This is a genomic window from Vibrio sp. SCSIO 43132, assembly GCF_019904195.1.
Taxonomy (GTDB): domain Bacteria; phylum Pseudomonadota; class Gammaproteobacteria; order Enterobacterales; family Vibrionaceae; genus Vibrio; species Vibrio nigripulchritudo.
On the sequence record NZ_CP063199.1, the window covers coordinates 71,070 to 91,532 of the forward strand.

General features: G+C 48.2%; 13 protein-coding genes, 2 tRNA genes and 3 rRNA genes. 15 read left to right on the top strand and 3 right to left on the bottom strand.

Going from position 1 to position 20,463, the window contains the following annotated elements:
* Positions 1-24: 24 nt before the first annotated feature.
* On the bottom strand, positions 25-759 hold the full coding sequence (locus INR79_RS00345) for a GntR family transcriptional regulator (RefSeq protein ID WP_022552120.1): 735 nt from the start codon (positions 757-759) through the stop codon (positions 25-27).
* Positions 760-1,099: 340 nt separating this feature from the next.
* Here INR79_RS00345 and INR79_RS00350 point away from each other — a divergent pair, with 340 nt between their 5' ends.
* The 4 genes from INR79_RS00350 to INR79_RS00365 all read left to right on the top strand — a co-directional run bounded on the left by INR79_RS00350 (position 1,100) and on the right by INR79_RS00365 (position 5,384).
* Positions 1,100-1,633 (top strand): TRAP transporter small permease, encoded by a 534-nt coding sequence (locus INR79_RS00350; protein ID WP_223095503.1) that lies wholly within the window; start codon positions 1,100-1,102, stop codon positions 1,631-1,633.
* A 3-nt stretch (positions 1,634-1,636) separates the two neighbouring features.
* Complete coding sequence (locus INR79_RS00355; protein ID WP_223095504.1) at positions 1,637-2,926, top strand: TRAP transporter large permease; 1,290 nt, start codon at positions 1,637-1,639, stop codon at positions 2,924-2,926.
* Between the two features lie 139 nt (positions 2,927-3,065).
* Positions 3,066-4,127, top strand: coding sequence for a TRAP transporter substrate-binding protein DctP (gene dctP / locus INR79_RS00360; RefSeq protein ID WP_022599043.1), 1,062 nt, complete (start codon positions 3,066-3,068; stop codon positions 4,125-4,127).
* 276 nt (positions 4,128-4,403) lie between these two features.
* On the top strand, positions 4,404-5,384 hold the full coding sequence (locus INR79_RS00365) for a TauD/TfdA family dioxygenase (protein WP_022552116.1): 981 nt from the start codon (positions 4,404-4,406) through the stop codon (positions 5,382-5,384).
* A gap of 75 nt (positions 5,385-5,459) precedes the next feature.
* Here the strand turns inward: INR79_RS00365 and gppA are convergent, their stop codons facing one another.
* Positions 5,460-6,953: a guanosine-5'-triphosphate,3'-diphosphate diphosphatase gene (gppA, locus tag INR79_RS00370; protein ID WP_223095505.1), complete on the bottom strand. Its 1,494-nt coding sequence runs from the start codon at positions 6,951-6,953 to the stop codon at positions 5,460-5,462.
* Between the two features lie 18 nt (positions 6,954-6,971).
* Positions 6,972-8,267 (bottom strand): ATP-dependent RNA helicase RhlB, encoded by a 1,296-nt coding sequence (gene rhlB / locus INR79_RS00375; protein WP_022552114.1) that lies wholly within the window; start codon positions 8,265-8,267, stop codon positions 6,972-6,974.
* A gap of 112 nt (positions 8,268-8,379) precedes the next feature.
* Here rhlB and trxA point away from each other — a divergent pair, with 112 nt between their 5' ends.
* The 11 genes from trxA (at position 8,380) to rrf (ending at position 20,223) form a co-directional block, all read left to right on the top strand.
* On the top strand, positions 8,380-8,706 hold the full coding sequence (gene trxA, locus INR79_RS00380) for a thioredoxin TrxA (RefSeq protein WP_004399141.1): 327 nt from the start codon (positions 8,380-8,382) through the stop codon (positions 8,704-8,706).
* Positions 8,707-8,911: 205 nt separating this feature from the next.
* Positions 8,912-10,171, top strand: coding sequence for a transcription termination factor Rho (rho, locus tag INR79_RS00385; protein WP_004399140.1), 1,260 nt, complete (start codon positions 8,912-8,914; stop codon positions 10,169-10,171).
* 108 nt (positions 10,172-10,279) lie between these two features.
* Entirely contained in the window at positions 10,280-11,281 is a 1,002-nt protein-coding gene (locus INR79_RS00390) for a hypothetical protein (RefSeq protein ID WP_223095506.1), read from the top strand.
* 365 nt (positions 11,282-11,646) lie between these two features.
* Positions 11,647-13,509 carry a 4-hydroxy-3-polyprenylbenzoate decarboxylase gene (ubiD, locus tag INR79_RS00395; RefSeq protein WP_223095507.1) on the top strand — a complete coding sequence of 621 codons (1,863 nt, stop codon included), beginning with the start codon at positions 11,647-11,649 and terminating at the stop codon, positions 13,507-13,509.
* Entirely contained in the window at positions 13,506-13,778 is a 273-nt protein-coding gene (locus INR79_RS00400; protein WP_004399134.1) for a 2Fe-2S iron-sulfur cluster-binding protein, read from the top strand. Before ubiD ends, INR79_RS00400 begins: the two co-directional genes overlap by 4 nt.
* Positions 13,779-13,787: 9 nt before the next feature.
* Positions 13,788-14,501 carry an NAD(P)H-flavin reductase gene (gene fre / locus INR79_RS00405; RefSeq protein ID WP_223095508.1) on the top strand — a complete coding sequence of 238 codons (714 nt, stop codon included), beginning with the start codon at positions 13,788-13,790 and terminating at the stop codon, positions 14,499-14,501.
* A gap of 473 nt (positions 14,502-14,974) precedes the next feature.
* Positions 14,975-16,526: ribosomal RNA gene (locus INR79_RS00410) — 16S ribosomal RNA — on the top strand.
* 102 nt (positions 16,527-16,628) lie between these two features.
* A tRNA-Ile gene (locus INR79_RS00415) sits at positions 16,629-16,705 on the top strand.
* A gap of 41 nt (positions 16,706-16,746) precedes the next feature.
* A tRNA-Ala gene (locus INR79_RS00420) sits at positions 16,747-16,822 on the top strand.
* A 305-nt stretch (positions 16,823-17,127) separates the two neighbouring features.
* Positions 17,128-20,013 (top strand): 23S ribosomal RNA (locus INR79_RS00425).
* A 94-nt stretch (positions 20,014-20,107) separates the two neighbouring features.
* Positions 20,108-20,223 (top strand): 5S ribosomal RNA (gene rrf, locus INR79_RS00430).
* The 16S, 23S and 5S rRNA genes sit together here with 2 tRNA genes alongside, the layout of an rRNA operon.
* The last annotated feature ends 240 nt before the right edge of the window (positions 20,224-20,463 follow it).

A 20,463-nucleotide genomic window follows, 5' to 3' on the forward strand; every position in this document is an offset into this window, starting at 1 on the left:
GAGGGAGATGTCTCAGGAGGAATCCTAAGACATTCGTGATACGTAATGACAGGTCTCAGGGTTAAACCAGGTTCTGGAGTACTCTTCGACCTTTTCATCGTCAGACCAGCTGATTCTCTCTATCCAGCCTACGGATGTCTGAGCCGGAACATCTAAAATCTGAGCTGCCCAGTGGTCTGCGACTTTTACATTGATTCTGTCTTCTACCCGGCTGATCCAAAAACCAAAGTGCTCCCGGTAATGACGATACAAAGATTCGTCCAGCTCATCAGCACCTAGTGATTCAGCATGCTCGGCACGAATCCACATCTCTTCAGCCGCGATCACCGTGTTGTTCAAAAAGCGTTGGCGCTCAATTCGCCAGAATTCTGCGGTTACTGGTGCTTTGAAGTACTGCGCCACGTCTTCGTTGCGTTCTTTACGTACCGACAGTGTATTGGCATGCGGAGTGCCGCCTCCTTCCAGTAACTCTAGACGGAACAGTTGATACACGGCTTCTTTAGGCGGGCTCTTCACATAGGTGCCGCTGCCTTGCCGGCGTTCCAGCAGTCCATCTTGTTCCAGCAGAGCCAGAGCCTTTCGCAAAGTGCCTACTGCGACTTTAAGCTCGACGGCCAATTCCGCCTCTACGGGCAGCCGTTCACCAGCGCGCCAGTGTCCCGCATTAATTTCGCGGATCAGCAGTTCACTGACCTGCACATACTTAGGTCGCTTCTTCTGTTTGCCTTGTCCGCTCTTGGATTGAAAATCAATGGTCATTTTTTTCTCGAATTATCCGCAGTTTGTAACTAGTTTGAATTAAAACAGATACGTATTTTTGCATCAATTCATTTACATTTGATTTACATCTAGAGAATACACTGCTAGGGTAATCTTGCAAACTAAAAAAATAAATGAATTGTGAATGAAAGTGATTTTATTCGGACTGGAAAGCTAAATGCCAGCAGTTAAAAGCAATTTTAACTAAAGGTGTGAAGTATTTGGAAAGCACTGCTCAACATTGCTGAAATTTCATTTTCCAGACCCTTTGGAATCGCTCGGTATCAGTAAGCGCTGATATTGCTTCTTGCTGATAACGGATTATCACTGGAGAAAGTCAATGATGAAGGTGTTGCATGGAAGCTTGCGACTTCTGGAAGCTGTCAACAACCGTATGATCTGGGTGGGTCGGCAAATTGCCTGGGTTTTAGTATTCGCGATGGTCGCGACGATATTACTGCAAGTCTTTTGCCGATACGTTTTGTCTAATGCTTTGCCCTGGCCGGAAGAGGTAGCCAGAGCATTGATGATCTGGATGATGGCGCTGGTTGCAGCAGGTGCCTACCGTACTGGTGGGTTTGTTGCGATTGAAATGCTCCATGATTTTATCCCGCAGCGTCTGGGGCAGTTTCTCAAGCTTACGCTTTTGGTGATATCTGCTCTGGTGCTCTTCAAGCTATCTACTCTGGGGCTGGAATTCTTCGACCGTGGGTTTCGCACTCGCGCAGCGTCTTTCCAACTCTCCCGCGCCTGGATATACCTCGCCATGCCCGTTTGTTTCATCACCATGCTGATGGTGAATGTGGAACTGATTCTGAAAAACTTGCTTGGTTCAAATGTCGCAAGTTCTGAAACTGAAGCGGCAAGGGGGTAACCGATGCTCGTTCTATTTTTACCTTTATTCTTGATTCTCCTGTTGGTTGGGCTGCCTGTCTTTTTTGCGACGCTATTTGCGCCGGGAGCCATGATGCTGGCTTTGGATATGGATCGCGACCTGCCCTTGCTGTTTCGCAACATCTATAACGGGATCGATTCCTTCCCATTGATGGCCATCCCATTCTTTATGCTGGCAGGTGAGCTGATGAACCGTGGTGGTATCACCCTCCAGCTGGTCAACTTCTCGCAAGCCTTTATCGGGCATGTACGTGGTGGTCTGGCGCACGTGAATATCATGTCGAGCATGCTATTTGCTGGTTTATCAGGTTCGGCCGTAGCCGACACATCAGCGCTGGGTTCAATGCTGATCCCTGCCATGGAGAAGAACGGTTACTCTCGGCGTTTTGCCGCTGCAATTACCGCTGCAAGTTCTGTTATTGGTCCTATCATTCCGCCATCTGGCATCATGATCATCTACGCCTATACCATGGAGGTATCGGTTGCTGCCTTGTTTGCCGCTGGCATTGTTCCGGGGATTTTGATTGGGCTGGCACTGATGGGGGTGACTTCCTTAATGGCGAAAAAGCACGACTTTCCCGTCGCCAGTCAGAAAGCCACCTGGCCTGAACGTGGGCAGGCAACCAGAGCGGCGATTCTTCCGCTGCTGACGCCAGTGATTATTCTGGGTGGCATAGTGGGGGGGATTTTCACGCCCACCGAAGCGTCTGCCATTGCCGTGGGGTATGCACTCTTCCTAAGCCTGTTCATGCTGAAAACCATCAAAACCAGCGAGTTGCCGGAAATCTTCGCCCGTTCGGCGTCGTCTTCTGCCGTGGTATTACTGCTGGTTGGATCTGCCTTAGCGTTTAAGACGGTTGTGAGCTTATCGCATGCGGCAGAAGACCTGGCAGGCTGGGTGTTGGGGGTGAGTGAGAACCCACTTATCCTGCTGTTTGCCATCAATATTCTTCTTTTTATCGTCGGGATGTTCCTCGACGCAGGTCCTGCCATCATCATTTTAGGCCCCATATTGGCGCCTATCTTTATCTCTATTGGTATCGACCCAGTGCATTTCGCCATCATCATGAGTGTCAACCTGACCGTTGGCTTGGCGACGCCGCCGATGGGGCTGGTGCTATTCGTGGCATCCAGCGTGTCAGGGGAGCGGGTGGAATCCATCGCTAAAGGCATTCTTCCGTTTCTGGCGGTAGAGATTCTGGTGATTTTCCTGATCACTTTCTTCCCGTCAGTATCAATGACGATTCCAAAGTGGCTGGGGCTTGTACATTAGATTTGCAGTCAGCCCGATTGGGGTGTCTGCGATAACCGACCGCAAGGTCAAAAGGGTAGGTCATTGAGGACGGGGATAACAATAAACTCAGTGCTTACCAAAAACAGGAAAGTGAAATAAGTCAAAAGGATAAGAGATTATGAAATTTGCTAAAGCAATAGTGAACAGTCTTGCTGCTCTGGTTCTTGCTTCATCGATTTCGGCGGTACAGGCTGCGGACTTTCGTCTGAGGGCTGTTGCAAACTCGAACGAAAACGACGAAGACTATGATGGGCTGGTCGTATTTAAAGACTTTGTTGAGTCCCGCTCTAACGGAAAAATCTCGGTCGATCTGTTCATTGGTACCCAGCTATGCGGCAATGGTACGGAATGTGTCCAAGCGCTGGAAGATGGCTCGATCGATATCTACGTATCCACATCCGGTGGTACCGCTAATATGTTCCCTTACGTTCAGGTGCTCGACCTGCCTTACATTCTGTCGGATGACCGTGTTGCCGAAGAGGTGCTCAGTGGGTCGTTCGTGCAAGAGATGAGAAAGGACATACTGAAAGACTCAGGCAACAAAGTTCGCTTGATGACCATTGGTAATACTGGCGGCTGGCGTAACTTTGCCAACACTAAGCGCGAAGTGAAATCACCGAATGACATTAAAGGATTGAAGATTCGTACCATCGTCGCGGATCTGCCACAAGAACTGGTTAAATCATTGGGTGCCAGCCCGACTCCTATCCCGTGGCCAGAGCTTTACACCTCATTCCAGACTGGTGTGGTGGAAGGATCAAAAAACGGCATCACCGACATCATGGGGATGAAGTTCCCAGAAGCGGGGCTGAAATACGTCACGCTGGATGGCCATGCTTACATGGCAGCCCTGTGGTTTATGAACAACCAGCAATTCAGCAAAATGCCAGAAGACCTTCGTAAAGTCGTTGTTGACGGGTTCTATGCGTTGCAACAAGCCACCTTCGCTTCACCTAAGCGTAAGTCGATCAAAGCGTATCAGGACTTTGCTAAGGCTGGAGGTAAGTTGTACGTACCGAGTCAGGCAGAAAAAGATCAATTCAAAGCCAAAGCTCAGCCCGTTTATCAATGGTTCACTAAGAACGTGAAGCAAGGCGAGAAATACTACAATCTGCTGGTATCAGAGGCAGGTAACGCTGAACAGCGTATCGCGGATACCTACGCAAGCGAATTGAAATAATTGGTCTCAACCTCTCCATTGAGTTGGAGAGGTTTTCCTGGCTTCGCCCAGTTGCTAGACGTGACTTGGGTTGATGTGATTTGTGAATGCTCTGGGCGACTTGCTCACCGGGCTCTATGTTCCCTTTCATCTATTCAAATCTGTGATTGGTTAGGTTCAGTCGCATGGAATTCGTGACCGAGATGCAAATTCATTCACAATTGATTTACATTTTAATTAATGGCTGTTAAGTTGATTTAACATTCATTTACTATTGATTCATGTTTGGAGGAAGGGATGACCCTAAATATCGGAAATATATCTGAACAAAAAATGGTGAACGGACGAGCATTTCCTTTGGTTGTCTCTCCGCCAGACTCAACGGTGGCCAGCGAACCTAGCGCAATGCTTCATTGGTTTGCAGAGGTGAAGGACGCTGTCCATGAAAAGCTGATTGAACATGGCGCTGTTTTGCTGCGTGGTTTCCCAGTAAAAGATGCCGATTTATTTGAAGATCTGCTCAATCAGTCCAACTACGAAAACATGCCATACATTGGTGGAGCGGCTCCTCGTGTTCAGGTTACGCAATCTCGAATTGTGACTGCCAATGAAGCGCCAGCAACGGAAAAGATCCCGTTTCACCACGAGATGGCCCAAGTGCCTAACCCGCCGGGCTATATCTTCTTCTATTGTGATTACCCATCAGAAACTGGCGGAGCAACTTCGATTCTGCATTCTTCTGAAATCTGTCAGAGATTCTTTGAGATAAATTCTGAGTTTGCACAAAAGATAGAAGAAGAGGGGGTGCGTTACGTACGCTACATGCCAGAAGAAACCGACAATTCTTCTCCCATAGGTCGTTCCTGGAAAGAGACCTTCAACGTGCAGACGCGTGAAGAGTGTGAAGCTAAGCTTAGGGAACACAATATGACTTGGCAGTGGGAAGACGGTGGGGTGCTGAAAACTCAGACTTCGACGTTACCTGCCATTCGGCTAGATGAAGAGACGCAGGAAAAAACCTTCTTTAACTCTATGATTGCGGTATACGACGGCTGGAACGACAGCCGGAATGTATCAACCAAAGCCGTGACCACCGGTTCGGGTGAGTTTATGGACGCCGAAGTCATGGAAGAGACCAAAGCCGCTATGGACGAGTTGTGTGTGAATTTTCGCTGGGAAGCCGGAGATGTGCTTCTCGTAAATAACTACACGGTCTTGCACGCCAGACAGCCATTTACCGGAAAGCGACGCATCTTAGCGTCAGTAGCGATTAAGTAACCTGGCTTTGATATGAAAAAAAAGACCTCGCAATGCGAGGTCTTCTGGTATTTGATATTCGTTAAGAATGTATGACTAACAGGCTTTCAGACTCAATGGCCAGCCCATATCAGACTGACGGTTGGCTTCAATTTCAAGCTCAGCTTTGGTGAGCGGGTTTGCTTCCAACCACTGGCTGTCTACGCACAGTTCCAGCCTGTCACCATCCGCATTGAGGGTCACGCGTGGCTGAAGATTGCGACAGCGACGGTGGGTGAGCAGTACAGACAAGCGCAGCAGACGAAGTACGCGTTTTGCACTCTGACCGGACAGAGCGTGCTGCTCTGGCAGGGAGCTCAATTGCTCACGATAACGCCTTGCAAGCTCTGCCAGCAGGTGCTTTTGAGCGCGTGTATAACCTGGTAAATCAAGGTTATGAAGTAAGTACGCACTATGCTCGCCGCCTGTTTTGTAATCAATAGTTAACCCGATTTCGTGCAGCTTAGCCACTGTTGTTAACAGGTATTGAGCCTGAGGCTCCGCAATCCAGGCTTCTCCACCACACTGGCTAAGAAGCTGGCTGGTGGACTCGGCTACCAGCTCGCTGTACTCCGAATCCAGCTGGTAGCGAGATTGAAGCGATGTAATGGTACGGTCACGAATATCATTCTGGCGCATTTCTGCCATCATTTCATAAACCATACCTTCACGCAGTGCGCCGCCTGCCAGAGTCATGGAATCTATTTCCAGAAGCTCAAAAATGGCAATCAGGATAGACAGACCACTAGGGAAGACCAGAGCTCGCTCAAGCGTTAAGCCATCAATATCCAGCTCTTCAAGATGGTCCGCCAGCATGGCTTGCTTCTGAAGCCGCTTTAGCTTGGCATGGGTGATCACTTCATCCATACCCTGCGCCAGCATGATTTCCTGCAACGCCTGTACAGTACCACTGGCACCGACACACACATCCCAACCAATGTCTTTGTACTGCTCTAGAATTGGAGAGAGTGTATTCTTCGCTGCTTCAATTGCGGTGCTGAAGTTGCTTGCCGTAAGCTGACGATCTTTAAAGTGCTGCTCCAGCCAGGTGACACAGCCCATTTTCAAGCTGGTCAGGGCTTTGGCATCGAAGCCTTCACCGATGATGAGCTCAGTACTGGCACCACCGATATCCACAACCAGGCGTTTACCTAAACCACCCGACGTGTGTGCCACGCCTTTATAGATGGTAGCGGCTTCTTCTTCACCCGAGATGACGTCAATTTCGTAGCCGAGTATTTCATTGGCTCTTTTCAGAAACACATCCACGTTTGTGGCGGTACGTAACGTCGCGGTACCGACAATGCGGATGTTTTCAGGCGGAATATCCTGCAGCCTTTCTGCAAATAAGCTGAGACAGTCCCAGCCTCGCTGCATAGCTTCAGCGCTAAGTTCATTTTCCTTATTTAACCCAGCGGCCAAACGTACTTTGCGTTTGATTTTGGCCATGGTCTGAACGCTGCCATCAATATGACGCACAACGAGCATATGAAAACTGTTCGACCCGAGGTCGATAGCAGCGTAGAGCGGCGAGGTAGCTGACTGACTCATAAATATTTGTAGTGTTCCTTACGACTGACGTTGGTTTCTTGGGCGCGAGTGACGCTTGCGGTTGCCGCCTGGCTTGTTGCCACCAGTATTAGTGCGACGTGGGTGCGATTTGTGACGCAGACGCAATGGCGCAGGTAAGCCGCTGATCAAAGCACTGGCATCGTAATCGGAAACCGGAATTGGGTGCTCAATGTAGTCTTCGATCGCCGTCAGGTTGATCGCGTACTCTTCACACGCAAAGCTAATGGAGTGACCACTTGCGCCAGCACGACCAGTACGACCAATGCGGTGTACGTAGTCTTCACAATCGTCTGGTAAGTCGTAGTTGAATACATGTGTCACTTGAGGAATGTGTAGTCCACGTGCCGCGACATCAGTCGCAACGAGCAGATCAACATGACCTTGAGTGAATTGTTCCAGAATGCGCTCACGCTTCTTCTGCGGTACGTCACCAGTAAGAAGACCTACACGGTGACCATCTGCAGCCAGATGCCCCCAGATGTTTTCACATTTGTATTTGGTATTGGCAAATACAATTGCGCGATCTGGCCATTCTTCTTCTATTAGTGTTTGCAGAAGCGTCATCTTGTCTTCATTAGAAGGGTAGAAAAGCTCTTCCTGAATGCGGTGACCTGTCTTTCTTTCTGGTTCAACAACAACATGCTCTGGGTTATGCATGTGCTCAAACGCCAGCTCTTGAACGCGATAAGACAAAGTAGCCGAGAACAGCATGTTCAGGCGATCTTTTGGCTCTGGCATACGACGGAACAAGAAACGGATGTCTTTAATAAAGCCGAGGTCGAACATACGGTCGGCTTCATCCAATACCACCGCCTGAATGTTGTTCAGGTTGAAGACACGTTGCTTGTAGAAGTCGATGATGCGTCCAGTGGTGCCGATCAGAATATCGACGCCTTTCTCGATCACAGCGTGCTGCTTATCGTAGCTTTCGCCGCCGTAAGCCAATGCTGCTTTAATGCCTGTCGATTCCATCAAAGGCTGGGCATCGTTGAAAATCTGGATAGCCAGCTCACGTGTTGGTGCCATAACAATCGCGCGTGGCTGCGATGGTTTACGTCCTTCGTGTTCTGGTGTGCTCAGCAGGTGGTTAAAAGTAGCAGTAAGAAACGCTAGGGTTTTACCAGTACCCGTTTGGGCCTGGCCTGCAATGTCTTGGCCGGTGAGCAGTACCGGCAACGCCAAGGCTTGAATAGGGGTACAATACTCGAACCCTTTTTTTTCAAGCCCATCAATGATTTGGGGATGTAAATCCAAATCGGCGAACTTTTGCTCTGTGATATGCGTCTTTTTCATGGCTATAGAATATCAGCTTAAGCTTGCATTACGAAAGTAAATACATTCCAATAGGGCATCTATTTACTGGTTATCATCCAACCAGTTCCTGAAAAACACAACGGAGTGGAAGATGAGTGACAAGATTTTGCAGCTAACTGATGACGGTTTTGAAGACGACGTAATCAAAGCTGCAGGTCCAGTTCTGGTTGATTTCTGGGCAGAATGGTGTGGTCCTTGTAAAATGATTGCGCCGATTCTTGACGAAATCGCAGAAGAATATGAAGGCAAGCTCACTATCGGCAAGCTAAACATCGATCAAAACGCGGACACACCACCTAAGTTTGGTATCCGTGGTATCCCAACATTGCTGCTATTTAAAGACGGCAACGTTGCTGCGACCAAAGTTGGTGCACTGTCTAAGACTCAGCTTAAAGAGTTCCTAGACGCTAACATCTGATAGCGAGTGCAAACGAGGTCATAAAACCGTGCTCTATGTCCAGATGCACGGTTTTGATTTTTTCTAATGGCTAGACTAGGCTTGATTTTAGTGCTAGTTTATCGCACGTTAATTAAACAAATGTTCATTTCTTGGTCGATCCTGTGACCAAATCTCTCTAACTAACACAACAGATCCTATTTTGACTAAACAAGTATCCACTACTATGAACCTGACAGAACTGAAGAACAGACCTGTGTCTGAGCTCGTGAAACTAGGTGAAAGCCTGGGTTTGGAAAACCTAGCGCGTCTAAGAAAACAAGACATTATCTTTGCTATTTTGAAAGCTCACGCGAAAAGTGGTGAAGACATCTTTGGCGATGGGGTTCTGGAAATTCTTCAAGATGGATTTGGTTTCTTACGTAGTGCCGACAGTTCTTATTTAGCAGGTCCTGACGATATCTATGTTTCACCAAGTCAGATTCGTCGTTTTAACCTGCGTACAGGTGACTCGATAGCAGGAAAGATTCGACCACCAAAAGACGGTGAACGTTATTTTGCCCTTCTTAAAGTCAACACCGTCAACCACGACAAACCAGACAACGCCCGCAACAAAATCCTTTTCGAAAACTTAACACCACTTCACGCCAACGAACGTATGGTGATGGAGCGTGGTAACGGTTCTACCGAAGACATCACGGCGCGTGTACTGGATTTGGCTTCACCGATTGGTAAAGGTCAGCGTGGTCTGATTGTTGCTCCGCCAAAAGCGGGTAAAACCATGCTTCTGCAAAACATTGCTCAGAGCATTGCTCACAATCACCCAGAATGTGAATTGATGGTACTTCTTATCGACGAGCGTCCGGAAGAAGTAACCGAGATGCAACGTTTGGTAAAAGGCGAAGTTGTTGCGTCAACGTTTGACGAGCCAGCATCTCGCCACGTACAGGTTGCCGAAATGGTGATCGAGAAAGCGAAGCGTTTGGTTGAACACAAGAAAGACGTAGTTATCCTTCTGGATTCCATCACACGTCTGGCGCGTGCTTACAACACAGTAGTACCTTCTTCAGGTAAAGTACTGACTGGTGGTGTAGACGCAAACGCACTTCACCGTCCAAAGCGTTTCTTTGGTGCGGCGCGTAACGTAGAAGAAGGCGGAAGCCTGACAATCATCGCAACAGCGCTGGTGGATACTGGTTCTAAGATGGATGAAGTTATCTACGAAGAATTTAAAGGTACAGGTAACATGGAATTGCACCTGAACCGTAAGATTGCTGAGAAACGTGTATTCCCAGCTATCGACTTTAACCGCAGTGGTACTCGTCGTGAAGAGCTTCTTACGAAAGCGGACGAGCTACAGAAAATGTGGATTCTGCGTAAAATCGTTCACCCAATGGGCGAAATCGATGCGATGGAATTCCTGATCGACAAACTGGCAATGACAAAGACCAATGATGAGTTCTTTGACGCCATGCGTCGTCAGTAAAAAGCGGTAATATTGTTTAACAAAACACCACCTTTCAGGGTGGTGTTTTTGTTTGCGTCTGTTCCATAATGGTTGCAGAATAAACGAAATCGTTAACAGGATGTGAATATGCGACAGGGAAAGTTAGCATGGTTTATATCGTTACTTTTGGTGTTTTCTCCGGTGATGGCAAAAGAGCTCTCACAGGATGAAGCACAGCAATGGATAGAGAACCAGCAAATACTCACCAAAGCCGATGAGCTTTATCAGTTAGTTCTGACTGATGAAGTTGATTCATTGGAATTCGCTCTCCAAAGACTCAACTTGCCACAACAGGATGTGGTTCGTTTTTTATTGCTCGAGCATATGGAAGAGAAAGACATCATCCTGACGACGTCAATGGCGAAGTTTGTTCAGAAGCAAATCGGTCGTCCTTCTCCATATAAAGTTCGCAAGCAGGGTGACGGTTACGAATTTACCATTCCAGCTTTCGACAGCGGTGCAGTAGCCAGTCGCTTATTAAAGCGTTGGCACGGCGATCAGCAGATACTGACCTTCATTCTTCAGGCAGAGCAGCAGAAACTAAAATTGTCCAAGTGGCTGACAGAAGGCAAAGACAAGCAGAACAAAGCAAGAGAAGCGCTTTTAATTCGCGAACTTGATGGACTATCTCCCAAAGCTCTGAATCACCTCACCCAGCAGCTTACTCATAATCCAGTTGCCAATTGGCTTCCATCCACCAAAGTTGTCGTTCGAATGGCGCAGGTGAGTGAAGATCCCGAGGTGTACAAAATCCTCTGGCGAATGAAAGCCGATCAACATACCAGAGCCGAGATGGTTCGCTTAGCCAAAACCAAAGACGAATTTTCCCTGCAACAGGTGATGCTCGCCAGCGAAAATCCCTCGCTGCATGATCAAGCCCTTAACGAACTGACACGTCTCGACCCACTCCCCATTGAAGTGAAAACCTTTTTGATTAAGAAACTGGAGCAATCGGATGGCGCTTCGGTGATTGCCCGCAATCTTGTTAGCCATGGTCATCGCCGATGGGTTGAACAGTTGGCAGAAAACCATCGTGGTCTGAACACCAAGTCACTGCTTAAAGCTCTGTCTGGTGGAAAAGATAAGTAGGGTCTTTTGACCTTTCGAGCTGATTTTTGCAGCGATTTGTGGGTTCTTTATACAAGGCAGCGTTTATTAGGTGTAGTCGATCTACATCAATAAGCGGTAACGCAGTAGAAAGGAACCACAAATGCTGCCCAAAGGGTTCGTTTCTATGTGCTTTACTCTTTGTTGCAAGGTATTTGCTTAGAATGACTAAGCTAAAGACCTTGCGCCGCGATTAAACCACATAGAACTCGAACAAAATTTAACCGCGAAAGGTCAACAGACCCTAGCCATTGCATTGCTACTAACTTGTAAAATGTACGTATCTTTAGGTTACCAAGTTATATTTGCTATAATGCGCGCAGTTTAACCTGCCACAAGAAAGGCTTATGAGTTTTAAGGATTTACGCGACTTTATAGATCGTCTGGAACAGGACGGTCGGCTAAAACGCATCACTCACCCGGTTGACCCTCACTATGAAATGACAGAAATCAGCGATCGCACGCTGCGTGCTGGTGGTCCTGCTCTGTTATTTGAAAACCCAATTGGTTACGACTTCCCTGTGTTAACTAATCTCTTTGGTACCACGGAGCGGGTCGCCATAGGTATGGGAAGGCAAGATGTCTCCGAACTGAGGGAAGTTGGGAAGCTCCTGGCTTATTTAAAAGAGCCTGAGCCGCCGAAAGGGTTTAAAGACGCTTTAGATAAGCTCCCAGTTTTTCGTCAGGTTTTGAATATGCCTGCGAAGCGCTTGCGAAAAGCAGCATGTCAGCAAGTGGTGTGGCAGGGCGATCAGGTTGATCTGGATAAGATGCCAGTGATGAGCTGTTGGGCAGATGACGTAGCCCCTCTTTTAACATGGGGGTTAACCGTCACTAAAGGTCCGAGCAAGAAACGCCAGAACTTAGGGATTTATCGCCAGCAAAAGATTGGTAAAAACAAAGTCATCATGCGCTGGCTTGCTCACCGTGGCGGCGCGCTCGATCTCAGAGATTGGATGGAAACCAATCCAGGTAAACCTTTTCCAGTTTCCGTCGCGTTTGGCGCGGATCCAGCTACCATCCTTGGTGCGGTAACTCCAGTGCCAGATACATTATCTGAATACGCGTTTGCAGGCTTGCTTCGGGGTAGTAAAACCGAAGTGGTGAAATCGGTCAGCAACGATTTGGAAGTACCTGCCAGCGCAGAGATTGTTCTGGAAGGCTACATCGACCCAAGCGAATATGCCGATGAAGGTCCTTATGGCGATCATACCGGTTACTACAATGAGGTAGAGAAACACCACGTCTTTACCGTCACTCACGTAACCATGCGTGAAAACCCAATCTACCATAGTACCTACACGGGTCGTCCGCCGGATGAGCCAGCGGTACTGGGTGTTGCACTGAACGAAGTGTTTGTGCCTATCTTGCAGAAGCAATTCCCAGAGATTATCGACTTCTATCTTCCACCCGAAGGTTGCTCGTATCGCATGGCCGTTGTGTCGATGAAAAAGCAATATCCGGGACATGCCAAACGCGTCATGATGGGAGTTTGGTCATTCCTTCGCCAGTTCATGTACACTAAGTTCGTTATCGTGGTCGATGAGAGTGTCAATACTCGAGACTGGAATGAAGTGGTTCATGCCATGACTTCGCAGATGGATCCTGTTCGCGATACCGTCATGATAGAAAACACGCCAATTGATTCTCTAGACTTCGCTTCTCCAGTAGTAGGGCTCGGGTCGAAGATGGGGCTGGATGCCACGATAAAGTGGGATGCAGAACTGTCCGTTTCTGCAAAACTTGAAGAAGCAATGCCTGAAGCGGAAACCGTAGATAGATTGGTTGCTCAGTTCAAACAGAATCACCCAGAGCAGATTGATCTCTATTTACCTGAAACTGCCAATGGCAGAAGCATGGCAATTATCAGTATCAATAAAAGTGAAGCCTGGCAGGGGCGTAACTTAATGAATGCGCTTTGGGAAGAGTTTGAGGCGCATATCCACCTTCAATACATCATCATTTGCGATGAAGACGTAGATGTAAGAGATTGGAACGATGTTATTTGGGCGATAACCACACGTATGGATCCTGCTCGCGATACATTAATGAAGCAAGAAGCTAATCTCCCAACAACTCAAATGGGGCTGGATGCGACCAATAAGGTCGAAGGAGAAGAGACCCAGCGTGAATGGGGTCGACCCATTAAGAAAGACCCTGCGGTAGTCGCAAAAATTGATGAGATTTGGGATCAACTAGGAATAGAATGACTCAAACCGTCACAATAATGCCCCAGCAATGGGTATTTGAAGTTTCTACTGGGCAAACAATACTGGAAGCAGCGCTCAACAATAATTATCGCTTCCCGCATCGTTGTACAGTAGGCGCATGTGCCATGTGTATGTGCAGAAAATTAGAAGGGGAAGTCAGCTATCACCTTGAGCCTATGCTTACGGAAAAAGAAATAGCTCACGGTTGGATCTTCCCATGTCAGGCATACGCCGAAAGTGATTTACTACTCACGTTCGAAAGTGAGTAAGAGGAAACCATGACAATTAAGTGCCAAGTAAAGTCCATTGAGTCTTTGGCGTGCAACACATACCAAATTCTATTGCACCCAGAAACACCAGTCAGCTTTAAAGCAGGTCAATACCTGTTGGTTGAAATGGGTGAAAAAGACAAACGTCCATTTTCTATTGCAAGCAGCCCTTGCCGTCACGAAGGTGAACTAGAGCTTCATATCGGAGCTGCGGAGCACAACGCCTACGCAAGCGAAGTGGTTGAAGCCATGAAAAAAGCGTTAGAAGAGGGTGGCGATATTGCCATCGATGCACCACATGGTGATGCTTGGGTTCGTGAAGAAAGCCAAAACCCGCTGCTATTAATCGCTGGTGGCACAGGCTTCAGTTACGTACGCTCTATTTTGGACCACTGCGTAAGTCAAAATTTGTCAAACGCGATCCACCTATATTGGGGAGCAAAAGACGAATGCCAGCTATATGCAAAAGAAGAGTTGCATGAAATCGCAAACGCGCACGGTAATATCACATTCGTACCAGTAGTAGAGGAAGCACCAGAAAACTGGGCGGGTAAAGTCGGAAACGTACTCCAAGCCGTGGAAGCAGATTTTGAAAGTCTGGAAAACGTCGACATCTATATAGCAGGTCGATTTGAAATGGCAGGTGCGGCAAGAGAGCAATTCACGCAATCTAAGCAAGCCAACCGAGATCAGATGTACGCTGACGCCTACGCATTTATCTAAATACTGAAGATAAATAGAAAGAAAAGAGGGTTTTTTAACCCTCTTTTTTTGTTTTTGATTGAATATTCATCGAAAAGGCACTTTTTTGAATTTTTTCTCAAAAAAGGCTTGCCAATGTGATTCGTGTCTCTATAATGCCGCCTCACTGACACGGCAGACGCCACAAGGCTTCAGCTGAATCAGAGAGGTGAAAAACTTCTGAGAAAATAAATTTGAAAAAGTGTTTGACTCTTCAAATTATCTCGCTAGAATGCACCTCCGCTTTGAGAGAAAAACTTCTCGAAAAGCCAAGTTCTTTAACAATATAGACCTATCAATCTGTGTGGGCACTCGTTGATGATAATCCAAATAGATACTTCGGTATCAATTTAGGTTTCAATGAACTGAGTGACCAATCGGTAGCAATACCGGCACAGTCAATTCAAACATTACTATGTAATGTAATCAGTATTCATTGAGCCGACCAAAATCTTAAATTGAAGAGTTTGATCATGGCTCAGATTGAACGCTGGCGGCAGGCCTAACACATGCAAGTCGAGCGGAAACGAGTTGTCTGACCCTTCGGGGAACGACAACGGCGTCGAGCGGCGGACGGGTGAGTAATGCCTGGGAAATTGCCCTGATGTGGGGGATAACCATTGGAAACGATGGCTAATACCGCATAACAGCTTCGGCTCAAAGAGGGGGACCTTCGGGCCTCTCGCGTCAGGATATGCCCAGGTGGGATTAGCTAGTTGGTGAGGTAAAGGCTCACCAAGGCGACGATCCCTAGCTGGTCTGAGAGGATGATCAGCCACACTGGAACTGAGACACGGTCCAGACTCCTACGGGAGGCAGCAGTGGGGAATATTGCACAATGGGCGCAAGCCTGATGCAGCCATGCCGCGTGTGTGAAGAAGGCCTTCGGGTTGTAAAGCACTTTCAGCAGTGAGGAAGGGTGTGTATTTAATAGATGCGCATTTTGACGTTAGCTGCAGAAGAAGCACCGGCTAACTCCGTGCCAGCAGCCGCGGTAATACGGAGGGTGCGAGCGTTAATCGGAATTACTGGGCGTAAAGCGCATGCAGGTGGTTTGTTAAGTCAGATGTGAAAGCCCGGGGCTCAACCTCGGAACTGCATTTGAAACTGGCAGGCTAGAGTACTGTAGAGGGGGGTAGAATTTCAGGTGTAGCGGTGAAATGCGTAGAGATCTGAAGGAATACCGGTGGCGAAGGCGGCCCCCTGGACAGATACTGACACTCAGATGCGAAAGCGTGGGGAGCAAACAGGATTAGATACCCTGGTAGTCCACGCCGTAAACGATGTCTACTTGGAGGTTGTGGCCTTGAGCCGTGGCTTTCGGAGCTAACGCGTTAAGTAGACCGCCTGGGGAGTACGGTCGCAAGATTAAAACTCAAATGAATTGACGGGGGCCCGCACAAGCGGTGGAGCATGTGGTTTAATTCGATGCAACGCGAAGAACCTTACCTACTCTTGACATCCATAGAACTTAGCAGAGATGCTTTGGTGCCTTCGGGAACTATGAGACAGGTGCTGCATGGCTGTCGTCAGCTCGTGTTGTGAAATGTTGGGTTAAGTCCCGCAACGAGCGCAACCCTTATCCTTGTTTGCCAGCACTTCGGGTGGGAACTCCAGGGAGACTGCCGGTGATAAACCGGAGGAAGGTGGGGACGACGTCAAGTCATCATGGCCCTTACGAGTAGGGCTACACACGTGCTACAATGGCGCATACAGAGGGCGGCCAACTTGCGAGAGTGAGCGAATCCCAAAAAGTGCGTCGTAGTCCGGATTGGAGTCTGCAACTCGACTCCATGAAGTCGGAATCGCTAGTAATCGTGGATCAGAATGCCACGGTGAATACGTTCCCGGGCCTTGTACACACCGCCCGTCACACCATGGGAGTGGGCTGCAAAAGAAGCAGGTAGTTTAACCTTCGGGAGGACGCTTGCCACTTTGTGGTTCATGACTGGGGTGAAGTCGTAACAAGGTAGCCCTAGGGGAACCTGGGGCTGGATCACCTCCTTATACGATACGGATAGTTTGTTTTTACTTTTTAAAGTGAAGACGAATAAGTCGCGATGAGTGTTCACACAGATTGATACGGTTTATAACGTTAAGAGCAATGTTGGGTCTGTAGCTCAGCTGGTTAGAGCGCTCGCCTGATAAGCGGGAGGTCGGTGGTTCAAGTCCACTCAGACCCACCACTATCTTCCCAAAGATAGCGGGTCAGACATTGGATCTTTATGGGGCTATAGCTCAGCTGGGAGAGCGCCTGCCTTGCACGCAGGAGGTCAGCAGTTCGATCCTGCTTAGCTCCACCATCTTTAAGTATTTTCTTGATACAGAATATTTAAAAATGGTTCTTAACGAATCATGCTCTTTAACAATTTGGAAAGCTGACGAATAACAACAATCCCCTTATCTACGGATAAGCGTTGTTATTCAATTAAAAGTTCTCAAATCCTAATTCTATGAATTAGGTACCAACACACATTCAAGTGTTCTTGGAAACATCCTTGTGATGTTTATATTTGAGTCCGGCAAAATCGAATGTCTCTCGCTCATTCAATAATGAGAGACACAAACCTTGGTTGTTTGAACATACAGAAACCTCTTGGGGTTGTATGGTTAAGTGACTAAGCGTACACGGTGGATGCCTTGGCAGTCAGAGGCGATGAAGGACGTACTAACTTGCGATAAGCCCAGATAAGACAGTAAGAGTCATTTGAGTCTGGGATTTCCGAATGGGGAAACCCACTTACATAAGTAAGTATTGCTGAGTGAATACATAGCTCAGTGAAGCGAACTCGGGGAACTGAAACATCTAAGTACCCGAAGGAAGAGAAATCAACCGAGATTCCGAAAGTAGCGGCGAGCGAAATTGGATTAGCCCTTAAGCTTTTTATGCGTCAGGTGAAGCTTCTGGAAAGGAGCGCGATACAGGGTGATAGCCCCGTAACCGACAGCGGATTTAAAGTGAAATCGAGTAAGGCGGGACACGTGATATCCTGTCTGAATATGGGGGGACCATCCTCCAAGGCTAAATACTACTGACTGACCGATAGTGAACCAGTACCGTGAGGGAAAGGCGAAAAGAACCCCTGTGAGGGGAGTGAAATAGAACCTGAAACCGTGTACGTACAAGCAGTAGGAGCCCTTCGGGGTGACTGCGTACCTTTTGTATAATGGGTCAGCGACTTATATTCAGTGGCAAGGTTAACCATCTAGGGGAGCCGTAGGGAAACCGAGTCTTAACTGGGCGCTCAGTCTCTGGATATAGACCCGAAACCAGGTGATCTAGCCATGGGCAGGTTGAAGGTTGAGTAACATCAACTGGAGGACCGAACCGACTAATGTTGAAAAATTAGCGGATGACTTGTGGCTAGGGGTGAAAGGCCAATCAAACCTGGAGATAGCTGGTTCTCCCCGAAAGCTATTTAGGTAGCGCCTCGGACGAATACTACTGGGGGTAGAGCACTGTTAAGGCTAGGGGGTCATCCCGACTTACCAACCCTTTGCAAACTCCGAATACCAGTAAGTACTATCCGGGAGACACACGGCGGGTGCTAACGTCCGTCGTGGAGAGGGAAACAACCCAGACCGCCAGCTAAGGTCCCAAAGTATTGCTAAGTGGGAAACGATGTGGGAAGGCTCAGACAGCCAGGATGTTGGCTTAGAAGCAGCCATCATTTAAAGAAAGCGTAATAGCTCACTGGTCGAGTCGGCCTGCGCGGAAGATGTAACGGGGCTAAGCAATACACCGAAGCTGCGGCTGCATACTTTGTATGCGGGGTAGGGGAGCGTTCTGTAAGCCGTTGAAGGTGGTTCGTAAGGGCTGCTGGAGGTATCAGAAGTGCGAATGCTGACATGAGTAACGATAAAGGGAGTGAAAAACTCCCTCGCCGGAAGACCAAGGGTTCCTGTCCAACGTTAATCGGGGCAGGGTAAGTCGACCCCTAAGGCGAGGCTGAAAAGCGTAGTCGATGGGAAACGGGTTAATATTCCCGTACTTCTTACAATTGCGATGGGGGGACGGAGAAGGCTAGGTGGGCCTGGCGACGGTTGTCCAGGTTCAAGTGCGTAGGCTTGAGAGTTAGGTAAATCCGGCTCTCTTTAAGGCTGAGACACGATGTCGAGTCACTACGGTGATGAAGTCATTGATGCCATGCTTCCAGGAAAAGCCTCTAAGCTTCAGATTGTAAGGAATCGTACCCCAAACCGACACAGGTGGTCGGGTAGAGAATACCAAGGCGCTTGAGAGAACTCGGGTGAAGGAACTAGGCAAAATGGTACCGTAACTTCGGGAGAAGGTACGCTCTTATCGGTGAAGTCCCTTGCGGATGGAGCTGACGAGAGTCGCAGATACCAGGTGGCTGCAACTGTTTATTAAAAACACAGCACTGTGCAAAATCGTAAGATGACGTATACGGTGTGACGCCTGCCCGGTGCCGGAAGGTTAATTGATGGGGTTAGTCTTCGGACGAAGCTCTTGATCGAAGCCCCGGTAAACGGCGGCCGTAACTATAACGGTCCTAAGGTAGCGAAATTCCTTGTCGGGTAAGTTCCGACCTGCACGAATGGCGTAATGATGGCCACGCTGTCTCCACCCGAGACTCAGTGAAATTGAAATCGCTGTGAAGATGCAGTGTACCCGCGGCTAGACGGAAAGACCCCGTGAACCTTTACTACAGCTTGGCACTGAACATTGAACCTACATGTGTAGGATAGGTGGGAGGCTTTGAAACGCAGTCGCCAGATTGCGTGGAGCCGTCCTTGAAATACCACCCTTGTAGCTTTGATGTTCTAACTTGGCTCCCTTATCGGGAGTGAGGACAGTGCCTGGTGGGTAGTTTGACTGGGGCGGTCTCCTCCCAAAGAGTAACGGAGGAGCACGAAGGTGGGCTAAACACGGTTGGACATCGTGTGGTTAGTGCAATGGCATAAGCCCGCTTGACTGCGAGAATGACAATTCGAGCAGGTGCGAAAGCAGGTCATAGTGATCCGGTGGTTCTGAATGGAAGGGCCATCGCTCAACGGATAAAAGGTACTCCGGGGATAACAGGCTGATACCGCCCAAGAGTTCATATCGACGGCGGTGTTTGGCACCTCGATGTCGGCTCATCACATCCTGGGGCTGAAGTCGGTCCCAAGGGTATGGCTGTTCGCCATTTAAAGTGGTACGCGAGCTGGGTTTAGAACGTCGTGAGACAGTTCGGTCCCTATCTGCCGTGGGCGTTGGAAGATTGAAGGGGGCTGCTCCTAGTACGAGAGGACCGGAGTGGACGAACCTCTGGTGTTCGGGTTGTCATGCCAATGGCATTGCCCGGTAGCTAAGTTCGGAATCGATAACCGCTGAAAGCATCTAAGCGGGAAGCGAGCCCTGAGATGAGTCTTCCCTGATACTTTAAGTATCCTAAAGGGTTGTTCGAGACCAGAACGTTGATAGGCAGGGTGTGTAAGCGTTGTGAGGCGTTGAGCTAACCTGTACTAATTGCCCGTGAGGCTTAACCATACAACACCCAAGGGGTTTTGATGGACTCAGATAAGAACATTGAATGTGTAAGAACTAGAACTTAAAAAAACAGCTTTCCGAATTAAAGAATTTGCTTGGCGACCATAGCGTTGTGGACCCACCTGATTCCATGCCGAACTCAGAAGTGAAACGCAATAGCGCCGATGGTAGTGTGGGGCTTCCCCATGTGAGAGTAGGACATCGCCAGGTTTTGATTCTGATTGAACTCGACAGAGTTCAGTCACCATAAGGTTTTAAACAAAAGTTTAGAATTTTATGTTGACTTACAGAGTCAATCGCGTATTATACGCGTCCTGCCTAAGTGCTAACGCACTGAAAGCAAAGCTCTTTAACAATATAGACCTATCAATCTGTGTGGGCACTCGTTGATGATAATCCAATTAGAAACTTTGGTTTCAAATTAGGTTTCAATGAACTGAGTGACCAATC

Coding starts and splice junctions, on each gene's coding strand:
- trxA (WP_004399141.1), top strand. CDS start 8,380: ATGAGTGACAAGATTTTGCAGCTAACTGATGACGGTTTTGAAGACGAC.
- rhlB (WP_022552114.1), bottom strand. CDS start 8,267: ATGAAAAAGACGCATATCACAGAGCAAAAGTTCGCCGATTTGGATTTA.
- gppA (WP_223095505.1), bottom strand. CDS start 6,953: ATGAGTCAGTCAGCTACCTCGCCGCTCTACGCTGCTATCGACCTCGGG.
- rho (WP_004399140.1), top strand. CDS start 8,912: ATGAACCTGACAGAACTGAAGAACAGACCTGTGTCTGAGCTCGTGAAA.
- INR79_RS00365 (WP_022552116.1), top strand. CDS start 4,404: ATGACCCTAAATATCGGAAATATATCTGAACAAAAAATGGTGAACGGA.
- INR79_RS00350 (WP_223095503.1), top strand. CDS start 1,100: ATGATGAAGGTGTTGCATGGAAGCTTGCGACTTCTGGAAGCTGTCAAC.
- fre (WP_223095508.1), top strand. CDS start 13,788: ATGACAATTAAGTGCCAAGTAAAGTCCATTGAGTCTTTGGCGTGCAAC.
- ubiD (WP_223095507.1), top strand. CDS start 11,647: ATGAGTTTTAAGGATTTACGCGACTTTATAGATCGTCTGGAACAGGAC.
- INR79_RS00355 (WP_223095504.1), top strand. CDS start 1,637: ATGCTCGTTCTATTTTTACCTTTATTCTTGATTCTCCTGTTGGTTGGG.
- INR79_RS00345 (WP_022552120.1), bottom strand. CDS start 759: ATGACCATTGATTTTCAATCCAAGAGCGGACAAGGCAAACAGAAGAAG.
- INR79_RS00390 (WP_223095506.1), top strand. CDS start 10,280: ATGCGACAGGGAAAGTTAGCATGGTTTATATCGTTACTTTTGGTGTTT.
- INR79_RS00400 (WP_004399134.1), top strand. CDS start 13,506: ATGACTCAAACCGTCACAATAATGCCCCAGCAATGGGTATTTGAAGTT.
- dctP (WP_022599043.1), top strand. CDS start 3,066: ATGAAATTTGCTAAAGCAATAGTGAACAGTCTTGCTGCTCTGGTTCTT.